Source organism: Staphylococcus kloosii (assembly GCF_003019255.1).
In the GTDB taxonomy this organism is placed as follows: domain Bacteria; phylum Bacillota; class Bacilli; order Staphylococcales; family Staphylococcaceae; genus Staphylococcus; species Staphylococcus kloosii.
This window is the reverse complement of record NZ_CP027846.1, coordinates 1,360,773-1,380,308: the sequence shown is the minus strand read 5'-3', so window position 1 is coordinate 1,380,308 and position 19,536 is coordinate 1,360,773. Positions and strand designations below refer to the sequence as shown.

The window sequence follows — 19,536 nt, the reverse complement described above, 5'->3', positions numbered from 1 at the left end:
ACGTCTTACCTCCTTTTTTTGTAAAATATGTAGTAATTTATAAACATAGTTAGAAGCATTGCTACTTTGTCCCTATGTCTTAGAGCAGTTCCATAATTGTACGTGCCTATTGCGAAAGTGATGAACATGCCATAAACAGTAAATAAAACAATCAAAATCATTTTATTTTTAGTATGCTTATATAATAGTATTGCTAAAAAAGTAGCTACTAAAATCACACAAATATCAAATAATCCAATGATGTCTGATAGCGTGCGAACCTCCCACGGAAACGGTTTTAACAAAAAATAAGTCACTTGTTTCAACTTGGTTTGTATACCGTTAGCCTCATTTACAGATATATAATCTGCTCTCGAATTAAGATCTAGAATCTTCGTATGGTCATCTGTGTTAATAGTATTTTGTACCTTTGCATCGTTAGAATTTACAATAAAAATAACAAAGCTAGTAATAAACAAAATACCTAGCAATATTCTAAATGTCATATGTACATTAGATATAACGACAAAATAACATGCTAAGACCAACAACAACCCTAATAAGCCAATGTGAAAAATTGAGCCAATGATTATGGCACAAACTGCATAAAAGAAATGACTAATATTTTTTGTTTTATATAATTTTAATAGTGCGTGTAAAAATGACATAATAAACATAATGATAAACATTTCTCTTAATGTAATTACAGTCGTAAATATATATATAGGATAAAACGTATACAGCGTTACAGTTATAATGGAAATTTTTGAATTACTTAAAACATGCATACATATTTTATAAAGTAGAATAACTGTTACTGTATGTACGGTAATGTTTACTAATCCTGGAATTAAAATATGGGGTCTCCCTATAAAATAAATTACTGCTAAAAATTGTGAATAAGCTCTAGAATTCTGAAATAAATCCACATTGGTTGCAAAAAGATAATGATAATAATAGTTATCGGCTAATTTTTCAAAGCGTAAATCGTCGTTTCCCGAACCTGGCAAAATATGCACATATTGATGAATCACTAAGAAAAACGCATATAAAATCCACTGTATTAAAACAAGTACTATCAATTTAATATCGTATCTCTTAACCAACATAAAAGATAAAACGCATAAATTGAAAAAAATCAGAATAAAAAAATTACCATAACCTTGCCATAGAGATACCACTAATAAAGCAAGAAAAATTAAAGCAACAATTATTGATTTAATCCCCATGTTTAACTCCTCTAATAATGAAAATTGATATAAGCAATTTCAAACTAAAAACGGTAATCGCAAAAAGTACAAATGTTAACGCAGCTCCAAAAACTGAATAAATTGGAATCAAATATATGCTTCCAATAAACACTACACACACACTAATAATTTGAGTAACAGTATTGTATGTGTATTTTTGGAACGTGTTAATAAATAAATCTAATAATGTACTGGTATAAACCGCAAAACTACTAGTTATAATAATAAGAAGTTCCCTTTTATAATTTAAAAATTGAGCGTTAAATACTAATTTAATAGCAGATTCTATAAAACAAACCTCTAAAATTATTAATCCAAGCAAAATCACTCCGTTACCCGTTAGTATCAACAATAATAGTCGTTGTAAAAATGATCTATTGTGTTGGCGATCAACAACACGCGGTAATAAAAAATTGTACAATGAATAATAAAAAACATTTCCTGCTGAGTAAAAAATGATTAAGCTACTAAAGATACCTACATCAACAAGTGATTTATAATTCTCTAAAGCATACTTAGGTATATTGGTGTTTAAAGATGATAAAAACAAAGCGATAGACAACGGCATCCCAAACTTTATTAACATTAACAATTGTTGCCAATTAAATGTTTTGAAGCTAAGCTGCCTTCTACTTTTGTAAGTTGCGAAAATAATAACTGTTGTACTATAAATTAATAATGGAAGAAATAAATTAGCGCATTTATAGTAACCCACCACGATTAAGCATAGCTGGAACAGTGAAAAGATAATTTTATAAACCCCGACTTTCCAATGTTTGTTTAACTTAATAGCATAGCTATAATCTATTTCCATTAAACTTTCTGCAATCTTACTTAAGGCAATTACAGCCATTAATTTATATAAGTCACTTGTTATATCTGACAATAACCAAACGAATAATCCATACAATGTGAATGTAACGGTCATATTGAGCCATCGTGTGAGATAGATCATTGATTTTTGTAGTTCAGGTTTCGTAACTATTAATGTGCTATAACCATATGACATCATCAGTAGTATAGGTGCTATAACAGCTACTCCATACGTATATGCACCGAGTTCTAACTTTGTGCCAAATTTAATGATTAAGACGATTACGAACCATTGAGTAAAGCCGAAAATCACATTACCAGCTAAATAAACTAAAAAATTCTTATTCAAGATATTTTTCACTTCTTTTAGCAAAACTTATAATATCGATGTCGCCTAATCCTATTTGTTTAATACATTGATATAATTTTGCAGATTCAAATACTTTTGATTTTCCTATATATATTTTGTCGTATATTTGTTGAGGGTGTACCTCATCGTCATTCAATAACTCTTCAAATAATTTCTCTCCAGGTCGAATCCCAGAATATTCAATTTTAATGTCGTTACTATTTTTCCCGCTTAATTTAATTAAGTTCTTAGCTAAATCGACAATTTTTACTGGCTCTCCCATGTCTAACACAAAGATTTCACCGCCTTTTGCAAGCGCTCCTGCTTGTAACACTAATCTTGCTGCTTCCGGTATAGTCATGAAATATCTCGTCATGTCTGGATGAGTAACTGTAACGGGACCGCCTTGTTCAATTTGCTTTTTAAATAAAGGAATAACCGAACCTCTCGAACCAAGCACGTTACCAAATCTAACAGCAACAAATTGAGTCGGACTCTTATTATCATTAAGACTCTGCACTATCATTTCTGCAATACGTTTGCTAGCCCCCATCACATTAGTTGGGTTAACAGCTTTATCGGTCGAAATCATCACAAACTTTTTAACGTGCGCAGCTTTAGCTAGTTCAGCAACATTCTTCGTACCTATAACATTATTTTTAAATGCCGCTTCTACATTTGATTCCATCAATGGTACATGTTTATGCGCCGCAGCATGATAGATTGCATGTGGTTTGTATTTATTAATTATTGTAGCCATTTGCTTTTTATTTTGAATATCGGCGATAATTGGAATTATTTCTATTGCGTTTTTAAATTTATTCACTAGTTCCTGATTAATTAAATAAATACTGTTTTCACCATGACCTAATAAAATTACTTTTTGAGGCCGAAAATTACATATTTGACGACATATTTCTGAACCTATTGAACCACCAGCACCAGTGACTAACACAGTTTGGTTCGTTAAACCTTTAGCTATTTGCGCCATATCTAATTCGACAGGATCTCTACCTAACAAGTCTTCGACGTCTACTTTTTTCAATTGATTTACTTCAAGTTCCCCTGATAATACATCATTAATATTGGGCATCTTAAAAAGATCTATTCCAGCTTCGTTACACATATCATTAATACTCGCCAGTTTAGATTGTTCAAGAGATGGGATTGCTACGACTAACTTTTGGATTTTGTATTTATCTATTAACTCAGGTATTTGTGCTATCGTCCCTTGTACTTTCACGCCGTCTATTAATACCATCTTTTGTTTGTTAGGATTATCATCTACAGCCAACACCGGTTCCATAGCCATATTACTCATTTGTCTTAACAATAATGATGCACTTTGGCCTGCACCAACTATCAATGTTGGCTTTTTCTTTAATGGCTGACCAATCACCTTTTTACTATAAACTCTCCAAAACATGCGAGAACCACCAATAAAAATTAAATGCAACATCCATGTAATAAAGTACAATCTAATAAATAGATGGGTCCACAAAATTAAAGACACGATTGTTGCGGTAATTAATATTGATGTCGTAATTGATCTAACTATAATCATTAGTTCACTAATACTCGCATATTCCCATGCTCTATGATAAAGACCGAAAAAATATGCGGTCCCAAAATGAGATATGAGTAAAATAACGGAACTTAATATTAAAAATTTTATAGGATAAAATTCATAGAATGGTTTTAAAATAAAATACCCTAAAAATATTGAGAATGAAACGATGAGAGAATCTATTGCAGTAAGAATGAATAAGCGTTGTCTAGTATTGAAATGTGTCATTCTATTCACCTCTACTTTGTGTTAATTTATCTCTTGGTGGTAACATTAATAGGTTGCTGCTTATCTATAGTTGAATTTTCAATTATTAATTGCGAATGGTTAAACATCGTTTCAATTTTGGTATTTAATTTTTTTAATTTTCTATGTTTAAATAATTGTTTTATTTCAAAAGGTCTTGATACGCTATGATGTGCGTCAGATGCCACAAAGTGCGCTAGTCCATAACTAATCATTTTGAGTGAAGTTTTTTGTATTTTTTTGCCTAGGTTTCCTAATAGTGAACTAGCTGTCAATTGACTCAAAGCACCTATATTAATTAAGTCAAATAGCATATTTAGATCATTAGCTAATATTTTATTTCTTTCTGGATGCGCAATAATAGGTATAAATCCCATAAGTTGTAGTTCATAAAACAATTGTTTCGTATATAATGGCACTTCATTTGATGGGAACTCTATCAATAAATATTGCGAATCATTTAGCCCAGAGATATTCCCTTTCGTAATTTCATCTACAATTTGATCAGTTAACCTTATTTCTTGTCCATGGTATATAGTTATACCGATATTTCTAATTGCTGGGATTTGCATCATTTCATTAATTAATGACTTAACATTTTGAATGTTATTCGTGTATCTTGGACTTAAATGATGTGGCGTAGCTATAATGCCTGTTATACCTTGTGACTTAGCTTGTTGCAACAAATCGATTGACTGTGCAATATCTTTCGGACCATCATCAATACCAGGTAAAATATGATTATGTATATCTATCATTGTTTATCTTTTCCATAGTAATAGTAATAATCCGACGTATTGTCTAATGAAGCTTTATTAAGAATGGCCCCGATAATTTTTGCTCCCGCAGCATCTAATAAATCTTTAGCTTTTTTCACTTCATCCCTATCATTTCTTTGTACATCAATAACTAAAATGCTATGTTTAGCTACTTGTGCAAATAATTGAGCATCTGTAACTGCATTAATAGGTGGCGTATCAATAATTATAAAATCATAAATTTCTTCTAGCGTTTTATAAATTTCAACAAACCTTTTTGAACCAATTAATTCAGACGGATTCGGAGGTACAATGCCTGACGTTAATACATGCAAATTTTCTATTTCAGTGCTTTTAATAGCTTCTTTAAAAGTTGCTTTATTAATAATTAAATTCGACAAACCTGCAGAATTTGATAAATTAAACACATAATGTTGTGACGGTTTACGCATATCACCATCAATAATTAACGTTCTATAACCTGCTTGAGCATATGTCACACCGATATTTGAAGAAATTGTCGTTTTTCCAGATAAAGGCTTTTCAGACGTGATTAAAATACTTTTTGTAGCGTTCGAAAACATTATATTAGATCGAATTGTTTTAAACTTTTCACTTATCACAGATTTAGGATTATGATGTACAAATAGATTTGATGTATTCTTTACAGTTTTTTTAAACATTTTTGCCCTCTTCTCAATCATATTTTTGAATTAATCCAAGTACAGGAATATCTAAGTTTTCTTTTACATCTGTTTCATTTTTTATTCGTTTATCTGTTAAATGTCTAATTACTATCATAATAATCGTTAACACTGCACCACTTGTAAAACCAATAGTTGCGTTGATTAATAATTTAGGTGATACCTGTACAGCAGAATTATTTGCATTTGATAATATAGATACATTATTTACATCCATAATCTTAGGTATTTCTTTTTGGAAAGTCTTTGCTACATTATTTGCGATACGCTCAGCTTCTTTGGCATTTTTACTTTGAATCGCTATATTTAAAATTTGTGTGTCCGTCTGATTCGTTACAGTTAACATTTTAGCTAATGCATCTGCCTCATATATTATATTGCTGTCTTTAGCAACTTTGTCTAAAATTCTAGGACTTTTAATAATTTCTGAATACGTATTTACGAGTTGTAAATTTGATTGAATTTCTTGTACTTTATTATTAAAGTTTAGAGGCTGTGTCTTTTTTTCATATACTAATAATTGTGTTTTCGCTACATATTTATCATCAATAAAGTAATTTGTTATGACGATACTAATAAACAAAAAAATAAGCGGCACAGTTATGAGCAAAACGATGTTCTTTCTAACTATTTTCCTAATTTCTAATAAATTTAAAGTACTATTCATGTTGCCTCCTATAACTACTATTTAATGGTCATATTTGAGTTCTAATTTTATGTCTCCAAACATGTCACGCTCCTATCTCTCTTTCTATTTTCATTCTCGAGAACATCGAACAAGCATATTTAATTTCTATTTTAATTAATAAGAAATTAAATAGTAAATATAAACATAATATATTTTTATGTTTATATACATTGGCATTATAGCACTATTTAAACTATGAAATTTAATTTTGCAAAGCAAAGTAAAATTAAGTTCATAAAAAGTAAAAAAGAAGCGACGAGCAGTAGCATTGCTTAATATTTGCAGCAATTTTATTAAGAGCTTTATTTTAAATAACGATAATTAAAAGCATTTAATAAAGAAGTTTAAGTACTTAAGAAGATACATATTTTATATATATTAAAACCAAAAAAGACAATCGCTTTTGCGATTGTCCCTTAACCCTATGTGTTACTAATGGAGATAAATGGTGTAATAACACCTACAATTATTATATCAACAATTATTTCTTTAATGTTAAAATCTATAATCTAAGTAAAATTTATATACATATAAGTAAAAGATATAAATATGAAATTGCTATTTGTAATTTAACTATTACTTATATCCTTAAATCTCACTATAGCTATTTTATTTGTTATTTAAAATAGTCACTATGTCGTCTGGTTTTTTATCAATAAGTTCTTCTAATAAAGGAGAAGCTTTATCAAAATCACCTTCTACACTTGCATGGAATATATCAATAAACATGTTTTTCTGTGCTTCAGGTAAATTAGGAATTGCATTCAGTTGTTCATAAAATTCTTCATCACTAATCACAACTCTTGTTAAGTTTTCTTGTGTATATTCTTGAGCAATTTCTTCCATTGTCAATGCGCGATTACTTGTTAAGATAGGAATTTGTTGATCAAATGATTCATCTTGTAATATTGCTACCAAACCTTTTGCTAAATCTTCATGAGTCGTCCAATTTACCGGTCCATCTTTAGGTAAACGTAATTCACCATTTTTTATACCAAGTGAAAAGAAGAATTGTCCACTAGCTGAATAAAAACCATGACGTAAAGATACAAAGTTTAGTCCACTATTATCTAGTAATTGTTCAGTTTTATAATGATCTACCATAGGTTGGAAGTGTGACTCTGGTGAACTACCAATTTGGCTAGTATAAAGTAATCTTGATACACCTGCTTCTTTCGCTGCATTGATTACATTAGTGTGTGCTTGAACTAATTCATCACCTTGTCCGTTCCCAGAAATAACTACTAACTGATCAGCACCTTTAAATGCTGTCGCTAGCGTTTCTGGTTTTTTAAAATCTCCTTCTCTCACACTGACACCTTGATCAGCAAGGTACTGTGCTTTTGAAGCATCACGTACACTTACCCCTAACTCATTTGCCGGATATACTTTTAATGCTTCCTCCACAACTAATTGACCTAATGTACCTGTTGCTCCCGTTATAACTATCATCATTTATTACCTCTTTTATTTAAATTTACAATGTAAAATGTATCATTCATGAAAAGTCAAAGCAATTTATTTAGTTCAAACTATTTAAACTTACAAAATTTAATTTAACACAACAATCCATTAAATATTAATTTCTATACCTATTTACCTTAAAAATTGTTTCCATAAACACAAAAAGACAACTCTTAACGAGTTGCCTTTGTATATATTAAACTTCTGTTGTTTTTTTCGGTAAGACGAATACACCTTGAATAATCGTATCAGAAGTACCCGTACGGTTATCTAATCTTAATGCGACATCTTTCGCATTTTGCGGTACTGTAACGTTATCTATTCTATATGAACCTTCATCAGTTTTAGTAATAGCAGTTACTGTATTATTTAATCTATTATTTTGGTCGTGGAAGCCATATTCCAATTTCGTATTTGCATCAACTTGACTTGTCATTACTAAAATATTAAATTGTTTTCCTGGAGCTAACTCTCCTTCCGCTTTAAGGTTATAGAATAAGTAACCTTTTGGTTTTAACGTTACTGAACCATCTGGATTAAATGAATTAATCGGTTGAGTATTTAACGTTTGGAAACTTAAAAATTGACCGTCTTTCATATATTTAGCATAGTTACCGATATGTTGGAAGTTATCAGGAATTACTAATAAGTTTTCTGCTTTATTTTTCTGATTATCTTCAGGCACTAACGTAAATAGATTTACGTGCGTATCTGTCGTACCTTGACGGTTATCTAAACGAAGCGCAAACTTCTTCGCACCTTGTGGAATCGTAAAGTTTTGTAATTTATATTGACCTTCACCAATCTTAGGTATTTGAGTAACTTCAACTATATAATTATTATTCTCACCTTGTACTGCATATTCAAATTTAGCATTACTATCAACTTTACTAGCTAATACTGTTAGGTTAATTTGTTTACCAGGCGCTAATGCATTTTCAGCTTTTAAATTATAGAATAAGTAACCGTTTGGTTTTAGCGTCACTGAACCATCTGCATTAAGCGAGTTAGTTGGATCTGTGTTTAAAGATTGGAAGCTTAAGAAGTAATTATCGTTTGATAATTTAGCATATTGGCTTAAATGTTCTCTATTAGTTGGAACTGTAACTAAATTATTTTTCAGTGCCGCTTGTGCAACTTCTTGCGTAATTGCCGCTAACTGCGCTTTAACTTGTTCATATTGTTGTTCATTTAAATTATTTGTAGTTACTGCTTCAGCTTTAGTTTTAAATGTTTCGGCATTTTGCTCGTTTGCAGTTAATACAGGCGTTAAGGTTTGAATATTGTTGAGTAAATCTTGTTTTAAGTTAGTCAAAGTTTGAGTATTAATAGTAGTTAGTACAGGAGTAAAGTCAACTTTACCAAATCCGATGTTAGCTCCAGCCCTTGTTTCCAATTCTTTAGAGTCACTGATAACGTAACCCCATAGTTTATCATTCTCTTTGTCGAGAACGGCATCTTTCTTGAACGTTAGATGGAAATCTACGCCTCCACCGATTTTAGCTTTACCTTCTGTGAATTTCTCATCCTCTTTAAACCAATAGAAACCTTTGCTATCTCTAACTAAAACATCTTCACGATCTTGACCGTTCCAACGATACTTCGCGACGACTTTATCTATTTTTCTATTAAGTGCCTCATTTGTACGTAAGCCCCATTGTTCAAAGCGTTTTTTCCAATCCCACCAGTCGCCACTTTGATAGTCTGAAAATTGTAATGTAGCTTTACTTACAGTAACTTTAACTGTTTGTTGGCCATTGTTTTGAGTTACGTTATTATCTAAAGTAAATGAATTATTTAAGTCTTGGCTAGCTTGATCGCTTGTTAATTCTTTATAATGTTGATCGTTATTTCTACTTTCGATTAGCTCGTACATTGCAGTTAATAATTTATTAAGTTCTGCAACATTACTTTCACCAACTGTTCTTGTATTTACATTTTCAGAGATACTATCATAATTTTTATTATAAATATTATTCCAATCACGGTTATGGAAACCTGAATGACGTGTAACTTGACGTAAGAAGAATTTGCGTTCTTCATCTGATAAGAATTTACTATTTGCTTCGATATACTTTAAGACGTCGACGTCTTTAGTATTGGCATTAACCGTTTGACGATTTTGAACCGTTGTTGGACGAACTTCTTGTAATGCATAACTTACACGTTTATCAATGTTAGCTAATTTCGCTTTAGCATTAACATATTGCTCAGCAGTTTGTACATTGGCTACCGCCGCTGTAACTAATCCCAAGTAATAATTTTTATTCGCGTCTACGTCTGCAAAACCTCGTTGAGCATCATTAATTTTATTATTTAAAGCGTCTTTAAGCGTCGCTAAACTACTAGCGTTAAAGTTCTTATCAAAATTTTGATTCTCAAAATTAAACTTCTTAAATTCGTAGCTTACTACTGCCATAGGATGGAAATGCCTTGCGTCACTAATAATATGACCCCATGCTTTGTCTTCATCCTTGTTTAGGATAACGCCTTTTTTAAGTTTGACTAAAAAGTCTACTCCACCGCCATAATGTGGTTTATAGCCGTTAGCTTCGTCATCTTTATGCCAGTAGAACCCATCTTTGTCTCTTGTCATCACTTGATCATAGGCTTTCTTATTCCACTTATATTGAACTCTAACTTCTTCAATCTTTTTACTTAGCGATTCACTTGTGCGTAATCCCCAATGTTCGAAACGATGGTTCCATGGATGCCATTTACCACCTTGTGGGTATGAAATTGGCACAAATTCTTTTCTTAAGCCTAATTTAATAGATTGTCTACCTTCGTCATCCTTTACGATATCATTACTAACTGTAAAACTATTTGTACGTCTAGCTGTATCGTCTAATCTTAAATCAGTATAATAGTTATCTTTATCACGATCGGCTATTAGTCTTTGAACAGCATCTACAACTGTTTTAACTCCTCTTACTTTTTGCTCTCCTACTACACGATCATTAACATCAGCACCGATAGAGTTATATTGTCCTTTATAAATATTTTGCCAATCTTTATCTGGAAATTGTACTTCTCTAGATACTGCACGTAAAAAGAATTGACGTTCATTTTCAGTTAAATATTGCTTGTTTTCTTCAACATATTTTAAAACGTCAACTTTTTTTGTATTTGCCGCAATTTCTTTTGGAGCCACTTGAGCTTGTTGTAAAACTTTAGGTGCTTCTGAAACACTTTGTCCTTGATTGTTATCCGCTGAATTTACTGCAGGAGCTTGTACCACTTGCGGTTGACTACTACTTGAAGTAGCTTGCGCATTAGGTTGTTGAACACTATTAGAAACGTTATCAGCTGTGGTATTATGCTCACTAACTTGAGCACCCTCGTTCGCATTAGTATTCGCATTGTTTGTTGCATCTACCGTGTCATTTTGTTGCTGAGATTGTCCTTGTGCATCATCGTCAATACTTTCTGTAACTTGTGAGCCTTCTTGTACTGGTTGGTTCTCCGATGCTTGAGCGTTGTTATTATAGAAAAAGATGCTTCCTACTAATATCGAGGCGATACCGACACTAAATTTTCTAATTGAATATTTGTTGTGTTTTCTAGCTGCAAATTCTTGAATATTTTTCAATTTAATCCTACTCCCATTATTAAATTTTTGCCTAACACAATCTAATAAAGTTATATAATATAAATTTATTAGCGTTAGTCAAATCAGTATTATAAATACATTTAATGATTAATAAAAGATACTTTCAGTTTTAAGTAAAATAATAGAGTGGAATAGGTAAAAATAAAAAGTTTTGCTCATTCGTATATACTTGATAACAATCATTCTAATTGATTCAATAGTATATTTTTGACTATTGTTCATCTTGTGCTGCTAAAAATAAGCGAGCGTGACAAAAATCTTATTTGTAAGAAGTTTTATAGTCTCGACTCGGAAAGTTAAAAATGTTTGATATAAGTGCATTTTCAATTCAGCCATCTACTGACAACAAAAAAAGAGCCTGAAGACAATATGATGTCCCAGACTCGTCTCATAGTATGTGATGTGAGTATATTAGCTAAAATAATGATTAAAACGCTAAAATATAACCATTAAAAGTTAAATATAAAAAACTCGCTACACCTAATAATTGAATTTTATTACTCATTATAAATAACCTCCTTCCAAATTTTAAGCTCGAAGTGTTAACTGAATTCTATCATCATGTTTATGAATACAGATATTCAGTTTTTGTAGTGAAGAGCGAGTAACTCTTCGTGACAACAATACTTATATTATGTCGTTAAGTACATAGTCTTTAAGAATTTAGTAAATTTTGTAGATAGTTGAGTAAAATAATCTAACTTTCAATATAATTTATAGCATTATTTATTATTTTCAATCCAATTATTTACTTCAGTTGTTATAGGTGCAAAATATGTACTTGAACCACCTACGCCTGACAATATACCAATTAATTCATCAGTTTCTTTTAAATAAAGTCCCGAACCAGATTGTCCTCCACCGGCAGTCGGCGCGATGTCAGTTTCAATCGTTTTTCCTCCTGACGTATTGCCTTTAGCTGTTATTTTACCTTCTTTTTTTACTTGGTAATTACCGCTCGTTTCTTTAGGATAGCCGATTGTATATACCTCTTGACCTATAAAATCACTTATTTCATCAACCACTTTAATCTTAGGTGCTTTTTCAGCTAAATAGTGCTCCATACTTTTAGAAGGTTCAGTGCCTTTTATAAGTGCAATGTCCTTGCCGCCTGTAATTTTATTATTGGTATAATTAATACTTTGCGTAATTGGCATATAAGACAATGGATCTAAAATACCCGAATATGCAGGATAAATATAACCTAACTCCGCTTCTTGACTTTGATATTTAACTGCATGACCCGCCGTTAAATACGTTGTCGGCGATAACGCTACCGCTGTACTCCAAATGCCATCGAATTCAAATTTAGATGTAAATAAATGATTCCCCTGAGTCGTATCAGTAACGATAACACCTTCGTCGTTAGCTTGTGCCTGTGGTACTGCACCAAAAAGTAAAGTAACAAATATAGATAAAAGCATTAATATTTTTTTCATGATTTCACTCCTTGTTGTAAATATTAATATTTAAGTAAAGTATCTAAAATATTAAACTAAATTTATATATTTATATATATTTCACGTTAAATAGGTAAAGATCACTCTTATATAAAGTAAAAAAGGAGCGGGGAAAATCTTATTTTTATAAGAAAATTTTATAGCCCTGCCTCGGCATAGATGATTTGAGTTGAAATAATCTTGATATAACCGCATTTTTAATTCAGTCATCTAGTGACAATAAAAATTAGAGCCTGAAGACATTATTATGTCCCAGACTCTAATACAAACCGAATACTCTCCCGGCTAACCCAAGCGTGACAAGTATAGTGCCCACAAACCACTTGATTTGGGTATTTTTTATATCCGCAATTTGATATTTCATTTTATCTTCTATAATATTAGGTAAATTATTTATTTTATCATTTAAAGTTTCAAACATTTCGTCAATTCTTCTTTCATATTGTTCAAATTCATTTCTATCAATATTGTTAGGCATGTCATCACCTCAAACATTTATTATTTGGTAGTCATGTGCTACTTGTTAACATTAATCTTACTCTAGACTAAATTTGATGAGTTTAAATTAGAAATAGCTATAAATCTATATCTATTTACTTAAATACTACAACTTATATTGCCTAACTTTTTTACTAACTTTCTTTGATAATTTACTTTTAATAAACGACAAAACTCCGCTATGCTAACTTTAACTTAACATAGCGAAGTATTATGAATTAATAAGTTTAAATGTTATGTTTTATAATTTAAAACTTAAATTATCGTGATTCTTTGTATAGTATGGCTTAACTTTACGAGTAGCTAGATTTTGAATATTAAAACTTTCTCTTTGGTTACCGATTCTAATATTATGATATTGTGATTCATCTTTCACTTCTAGCGATAAATCATAGATTTCTTTCTTTTTATATTTATCAGCATGAAATGGTACTTCAATTTTAAATAAATCCCCTTCCAATTGAGTAACTTTAGTATCGACGCAATCACACTTTGATATTTTATTATTTTCTAAAGTAGATCTATGATAAAAAACACCTATAAATTCTGGTTGTACATTTTTTTCAGCATTTAACTTCACTTTTATATCTATTTTATATTTATTTTTATTGATCTTTTTCTGATTAATATTTATGAGCTTTGCCTCAGGTTTAAACACAGTTTTGTTCTCTTCTGTTTGCTCAAATAACTTCACCCATGACTTAGCAAAGTTTTCATTAGAAAATTGACTCGCTTTTTCAATTGCAGCTGCAGAAAACTTTTGTTGCTCGGATGTTGATTTATTTAAATAATTTATTATAGAAGATGCTAAATCTTCTATATCTCCATTTTCAGCTAAATAACCGTTAACTCCGTGGTCTATCATATCAGACGGCCCGTATTTAATATCATAAGCAATAACAGGCGTACCATTCGCAATACTTTCTTGGATCACTAATGCAAACCCTTCATATTGTGATGTAAGTATGGAGCAGGCAGCAGTCTGTAAAATTTCATCGACATCGCTTGAATAACCCATTAATTTTACATGTTCTTGTAAACCTAATTTATTGATTAAGTTTTGTAATTTAGTTCTTTCATCTCCATCGCCGTAAATATGTAATGTTGCTTCTGGTTTAGCTTTAACTACTTGCTTAAATGCTTTAATTGCATGGTCTAACCTTTTTTCTTCATGTAACCGTGAGATTAGCACTACCTTATCACGCGTTCTTTTTTGCGAAATATCTGAAATTTTAATCGAGTGTGGTATAACGTAATAATTATTTCTATAGCCAAACCTATCAATGATATCTTGCCTTTGCTGTTGAGTGAGTAATACGAGTGCATCAATATCATTTAAATTATTTAAAACTTGTCTATTTCCTAATCTTATAACGTCAGTACCAGGTCTTAAATGAATACTATGTGTCATAAATATTTTCCTAACTCTAGCATCGGTAATATTCATTATATTAGGATCAAGTGCTCTAGCTTCCCCAACTAAATAAGTGTAATCATCTGTAATAAACTGTTTAATAAAATATTCTTTAAATTCATCAAAGTTGCCAAACCTAATTGGTGTATCTTCAAATAACACGACGTTTTTTATTTTTTGTTTGTTACTTGTAGCATCGTACTCTCTTGTAACAATAGGTGTTTTATCGAGTTTATAAAATACTTGGCGAGAAAGTTTATTATCATAATAATAACTTGTCCAATATAAATAACCATCTTTATCAATAATATCTTTTTTTACACATATACTATTATCACTAAAATGTTTAACTTCGTGAATTAAGTCATTTTTATATGTGACCTCAAGTTTTTTTAAACCCTCATGATAGTATTCCATTTTATTATCATTCACCTTAACACTGATTAACCCATCCGTATCTACATCATATTGCTTTTTATCCCTATTTGAACATTGCGTTCTAAAAAAATCATTTAAATTAATAATGTCGACTTTGCCCTCTAAGTCATATCTTTGTTTAATTTCTGCGCTTGTTTCCCGAAAATTATGGTCAGCATGAAATGTTAATACTTTAGATTTTATATTTTCATAATCATATAAAATTCTAGCTTTGTTTAACAAAGATGCTGTTAAGCCACCGTGATCTTTGTCCAACCTACTTGTTATAAATATTATATTTTTCAAATATAACGCCCCTTTAGAATACTTACTTGTATTAGAGAGTAACACAAATTATAAAAAAATTATAGTTTTAGAGTAATATTATTATCGATATTTGAAATATATATATTGTTAAAGTAAAAAAATTTTATTTTAAACTACCTTTCTTTTAATTTTAGATCAACTACGAATTGGCACATTTCACCAAAAATTTAGTTACAAATACTCTAATTTGTTACAAATTGATGCAGAATATTTACTAAATTTGTAAAATACAATATAATGTGAGTGATTAACATAATTTATTATTTAATAGCATAAAATTTCTAATTATGTAAATTAAATTAAGAACAATTCCAAAAACTAATAGAAACAATACCAAGGAGCTAATACAGCATGGATTATGAAAAAGAAATTAAAAAAATGGGATGGACTAGAAGAGAAGTAAAAAATAGAATTGAAGGTATTATGGATGAAAAAATAGATGACGAAGACCTTAAACAAAAATCTAAAAAAGACGATTCTCGTGAAAATGTAGCTGATGTAGTCGATTCCTTTTTTAATAATAATGATAATTAATTTTCGTGATCATTAGCATATATAATAAAAGACACTTTTGATTGAATTCATATTAATATGAGTTTAGTCGAAAGTGTTTTTATATAGAACAATAGCGCATATTTTACTTATTTTTATTGTAATAAGAAATTTTGTTTTTAATACATCAAAATCTATTATTTAATTAATACTGTCCCTATTAACTATATACATCAAATTTCAAATTAATTTAGTCTACAATCTTTATTAAGTCTTGTTTTTAGTTAGTCTTTTAAGGGAATTTATACATATATTACTTAAAGGGGCGTTTTAATATGATTAATAATATTGATGAAATTAATGTACCAGACAGTAAAATTGTTCAAGATGCTCAAGGTATTGTGCATGAATACGGAAATGAACTCATTTGGAACCATTCAAATCGAGTATATCTATTTGGTGAAATTAAGGGGACTCAAGATAATTTAAAATATGATAAAGAATTGTTATATATTACGTCTTTATTCCATGATTTAGGACTTACAAATCATTATAGTAGTGATGATTTAAGATTCGAGGTTGATGGTGCCAACGCTGTAAGACAATTTTTAGATACTTATAATTACGATGAACGAGATCTACAATTGGCTTGGGATGCGATTGCTTTGCATACTACGCTCGGTGTTGCAGAGCATAAAGAAAATAACGTAGCCTTACTTTATCATGGCGTAGGTATGGATGTTATGGGTGACAACTGGAACCAATATTCTGATGATATTAGAAAAGCTATAGTGACAAAATTTCCACGAGGTAATTTTAAAAAAGATGTGATTAAAGCATTTTATGATGGTTTTAAACACAAACCAGAAACAACATTTGGCAATATTAAATCAGACGTCATCAAATACTTTGAACCTGAATATCCACAAAATAATTTCTGTTCTTGTATCTTACGCTCAAAATGGGATCAATAAATGTAGAGCCTGAGACATATCGTTTCAGGCTCTAATTTTCATTGGAAGTAGATGACTTAATTAAGAATGAGCCTATATCAAGCTACTTTCAATGCTAGTCATTCTTGCCTAGGTGGGACTAAAAATTGTGCTTATACAAATAATATTGTTGTCCCCTTCGCATTTATATAGCCTATTTCAATCCTTACAATGAGTCTTATACTCTAGGTATATACTTATCTCCAAAACATTCTTGAAATAATTAAATATCCCTCAGCAAAGATACTCGCTGCAACAATCTTATTAAGCAATAAATATTTATTGTTCATTCACTAACCCCCTCCCACATTAAATAAAAACTATTAAAATATTACTTTATATTTACTGAAAAATATATATTCTATAGCCTTTAAGTAAATAATAAGGAGTTTAATGCAAAATCTACTTATAAATTTAATATGTCATATCATATAATAATAAGTTTTAGCATTGTTCCAATGTTTAGCATAAAGTAAACTACTAAAAATATATGAAAATAATCATATTATGCAACGTCCCACCGATTTATAATAAAAATTAATACAATAATTTTTAGTACGCTATTTCATGTGTCAGTATAATTTACTATCTTTCTTTTTTAGTTAATTTCTACTATATCTACTAAGCTAAACTTTGTAATCTCACCGTTAATAGACAATTGCAATTCACAGTTATGTACATCTACCTTATGAATATATCCATTTATTTCTTTAATATATCCATCTTCAAAATATTTAAAAGCAATATGTGGATGATTAAACATTTTTTCTATTAATTTTTGATTTAAAATATTTAATTGATCTTCTGATAACATAGGTCTTTCTATTTTATTTTGGTCAAGCATATATTGCTCTATCCTAGCGAACTGCTCTGGCATTGTAGCAAATGGCTGCCATTTTACGTTACCTCTCCCTCTGGGAATACGTGGGTTTAAGTACTTACGTGGTATTTTACGATAGTCAGATTCATAACAATAAGGTTCTGGCATACCTTTATTAATGATTTTCATCTCAGTCACCTCTTTACTATAATAGAACGTATGTTCGTATAAGTAAATAAAAAAATACGCACCCTTTTAAGATGCGAACTTTTTATTAGATACCTAAGAATTATAAAGTGAAAACTTGTATAGTATACTAATATATGCCAAATATTCTACCAGCTAAAGCACTAGTTGCAATAACAGTGACAATAAACCATTTCGTTTGTGCATGTTTCATTTTATTAATACTAGATTCGATTTTAGAATTTAAAGCCTCTAAAGTCTCTAATCTGGTATTTTTTATTCTATCTTTCAAATCATTGTTCGTAGCATTTAAAAGTTCTTTAAGCTCATTAATACTGTTATCAATGTTATCAAATCGTGCATTCATATGTTTTTGATAATGTTCAAACTCTAAAGTTGTAACATACTCACTATTCATAGTATCACCTACTACTTTTTTAAAATTACTTTTCTAGATTCTAAATGATAAAGCGCTATTTTTTAATTGAATTCTAACAAAATCACTATATTTAATAGCTATATTTTTAGCATTATATTACGAAACTTATTATAAAAAGTACAGAAAAAACTCAAAATAAAAAAAATAGTGGCATCTTAGGCACAAAAATCAATGTGAGTTATACATCATAGTATAACTCTCAAAATTTTTCTAAGCGCTTCAAAATTAATATATAAGTAAAATTTATTCAAATTAAGAATCAAACAATCTTTATTATTATTTATTTTAAAACCTCGATAACCTAGTTTAATTTCATTAAACTTTTACATATATTATAATTAAAATAGCAATTTTAAAGGATAGATAAAAATATGAAGCTAACAAAATACCCACTTAATGAAAAAGATTATACAACCGCCTTAAAAATATGGGAAGAATCAGTATGTGCAACACACGATTTTTTAACAGAAACTGATAGATTAACGTTAAAAACAGAAATTCCTACTTACTTTAAATATGTCGATGCATATTTATGGTTTAATGATAACGAAGTTGTCGGATTTTCAGGTATAAATGAACAAAATTTAGAAATGTTATTTATAGCACCTGAACATTTCCATAAAGGTTATGGCACAGAAATATTACAATATTTAATTAGAGAGAACGATATAAAATACGTTGACGTTAATAAAGATAATCATAATGCTTTAAAATTTTATCAAAAGAATGGATTCAAGCAATATAAAGAATCAAAAAAAGATGCACAAGGTAGAAATTATCCTATTTTACATTTAAAACTATAATTTATTAACTACTGCTTTTAATTTATTTTTTAAATGTTTTACATAAAATATATATTCATTACATTATTAACAAAGAAGCTTTTCGTATTTGCTAGGATAACAAGAGAAATTTTAACCAACGGCCTTTAAATAGGAAAAACAGTAGAAATTCAGTTCTTAAAATTGAATTTCTACTGTTTTTTTATTTTAGGACATATAAAGTCGCTAAAATTCTAACTCGTCTATTCTAAAATTACGTGTAGATATTACGTATCAAC

Annotated in this window: 16 protein-coding genes; 3 read left to right on the top strand and 13 right to left on the bottom strand. The window is 29.8% G+C overall.

Going from position 1 to position 19,536, the window contains the following annotated elements:
* Positions 1-5: 5 nt before the first annotated feature.
* The 11 genes from C7J89_RS06930 to C7J89_RS06880 all read right to left on the bottom strand — a co-directional run bounded on the left by C7J89_RS06930 (position 6) and on the right by C7J89_RS06880 (position 15,526).
* Positions 6-1,208: a hypothetical protein gene (locus C7J89_RS06930; RefSeq protein ID WP_103295749.1), complete on the bottom strand. Its 1,203-nt coding sequence runs from the start codon at positions 1,206-1,208 to the stop codon at positions 6-8.
* On the bottom strand, positions 1,198-2,391 hold the full coding sequence (locus tag C7J89_RS06925; protein WP_103295750.1) for an MATE family efflux transporter: 1,194 nt from the start codon (positions 2,389-2,391) through the stop codon (positions 1,198-1,200). The genes C7J89_RS06930 and C7J89_RS06925 overlap by 11 nt, the downstream gene beginning before the upstream one ends.
* A complete protein-coding gene (locus tag C7J89_RS06920; RefSeq protein WP_103295751.1) occupies positions 2,384-4,186 on the bottom strand; it encodes a polysaccharide biosynthesis protein in 1,803 nt (600 codons plus the stop codon). Before C7J89_RS06920 ends, C7J89_RS06925 begins: the two co-directional genes overlap by 8 nt.
* A 26-nt stretch (positions 4,187-4,212) precedes the next feature.
* On the bottom strand, positions 4,213-4,962 hold the full coding sequence (locus C7J89_RS06915; RefSeq protein WP_103295752.1) for a tyrosine-protein phosphatase: 750 nt from the start codon (positions 4,960-4,962) through the stop codon (positions 4,213-4,215).
* Positions 4,959-5,645 (bottom strand): polysaccharide biosynthesis tyrosine autokinase, encoded by a 687-nt coding sequence (locus C7J89_RS06910; protein WP_103295753.1) that lies wholly within the window; start codon positions 5,643-5,645, stop codon positions 4,959-4,961. Before C7J89_RS06910 ends, C7J89_RS06915 begins: the two co-directional genes overlap by 4 nt.
* A gap of 13 nt (positions 5,646-5,658) precedes the next feature.
* Complete coding sequence (locus C7J89_RS06905) at positions 5,659-6,333, bottom strand: Wzz/FepE/Etk N-terminal domain-containing protein (RefSeq protein ID WP_103295754.1); 675 nt, start codon at positions 6,331-6,333, stop codon at positions 5,659-5,661.
* A gap of 630 nt (positions 6,334-6,963) precedes the next feature.
* Entirely contained in the window at positions 6,964-7,809 is an 846-nt protein-coding gene (locus C7J89_RS06900) for an NAD(P)H-binding protein (RefSeq protein WP_233432425.1), read from the bottom strand.
* 205 nt (positions 7,810-8,014) lie between these two features.
* Positions 8,015-11,410, bottom strand: coding sequence for a YSIRK-type signal peptide-containing protein (locus tag C7J89_RS06895; RefSeq protein ID WP_219727442.1), 3,396 nt, complete (start codon positions 11,408-11,410; stop codon positions 8,015-8,017).
* Between the two features lie 743 nt (positions 11,411-12,153).
* A complete protein-coding gene (locus C7J89_RS06890; protein ID WP_103294882.1) occupies positions 12,154-12,870 on the bottom strand; it encodes a trypsin-like serine peptidase in 717 nt (238 codons plus the stop codon).
* 280 nt (positions 12,871-13,150) lie between these two features.
* The gene (locus C7J89_RS06885; protein WP_103294881.1) at positions 13,151-13,369 is read right to left on the bottom strand and encodes a hypothetical protein; all 219 of its coding nucleotides are present in this window, start codon (positions 13,367-13,369) and stop codon (positions 13,151-13,153) included.
* A 261-nt stretch (positions 13,370-13,630) separates the two neighbouring features.
* Positions 13,631-15,526: a glycosyltransferase gene (locus tag C7J89_RS06880; protein WP_159031773.1), complete on the bottom strand. Its 1,896-nt coding sequence runs from the start codon at positions 15,524-15,526 to the stop codon at positions 13,631-13,633.
* Positions 15,527-15,898: 372 nt separating this feature from the next.
* Here C7J89_RS06880 and C7J89_RS06875 point away from each other — a divergent pair, with 372 nt between their 5' ends.
* Both C7J89_RS06875 and C7J89_RS06870 read left to right on the top strand, forming a co-directional pair.
* On the top strand, positions 15,899-16,081 hold the full coding sequence (locus tag C7J89_RS06875; RefSeq protein ID WP_103296183.1) for a hypothetical protein: 183 nt from the start codon (positions 15,899-15,901) through the stop codon (positions 16,079-16,081).
* Between the two features lie 293 nt (positions 16,082-16,374).
* Complete coding sequence (locus tag C7J89_RS06870) at positions 16,375-17,013, top strand: HD domain-containing protein (RefSeq protein ID WP_103296172.1); 639 nt, start codon at positions 16,375-16,377, stop codon at positions 17,011-17,013.
* A gap of 616 nt (positions 17,014-17,629) precedes the next feature.
* On the opposite strand, the gene C7J89_RS06865 is transcribed toward C7J89_RS06870, so the two are convergent.
* Both C7J89_RS06865 and C7J89_RS06860 read right to left on the bottom strand, forming a co-directional pair.
* Entirely contained in the window at positions 17,630-18,040 is a 411-nt protein-coding gene (locus tag C7J89_RS06865) for a YolD-like family protein (RefSeq protein WP_103296171.1), read from the bottom strand.
* Positions 18,041-18,167: 127 nt separating this feature from the next.
* The gene (locus C7J89_RS06860) at positions 18,168-18,455 is read right to left on the bottom strand and encodes a hypothetical protein (protein WP_103296170.1); all 288 of its coding nucleotides are present in this window, start codon (positions 18,453-18,455) and stop codon (positions 18,168-18,170) included.
* 392 nt (positions 18,456-18,847) lie between these two features.
* On the opposite strand from C7J89_RS06860, the gene C7J89_RS06855 reads away from it, so the two are divergent.
* Positions 18,848-19,279, top strand: coding sequence for a GNAT family N-acetyltransferase (locus C7J89_RS06855; RefSeq protein WP_103296174.1), 432 nt, complete (start codon positions 18,848-18,850; stop codon positions 19,277-19,279).
* The last annotated feature ends 257 nt before the right edge of the window (positions 19,280-19,536 follow it).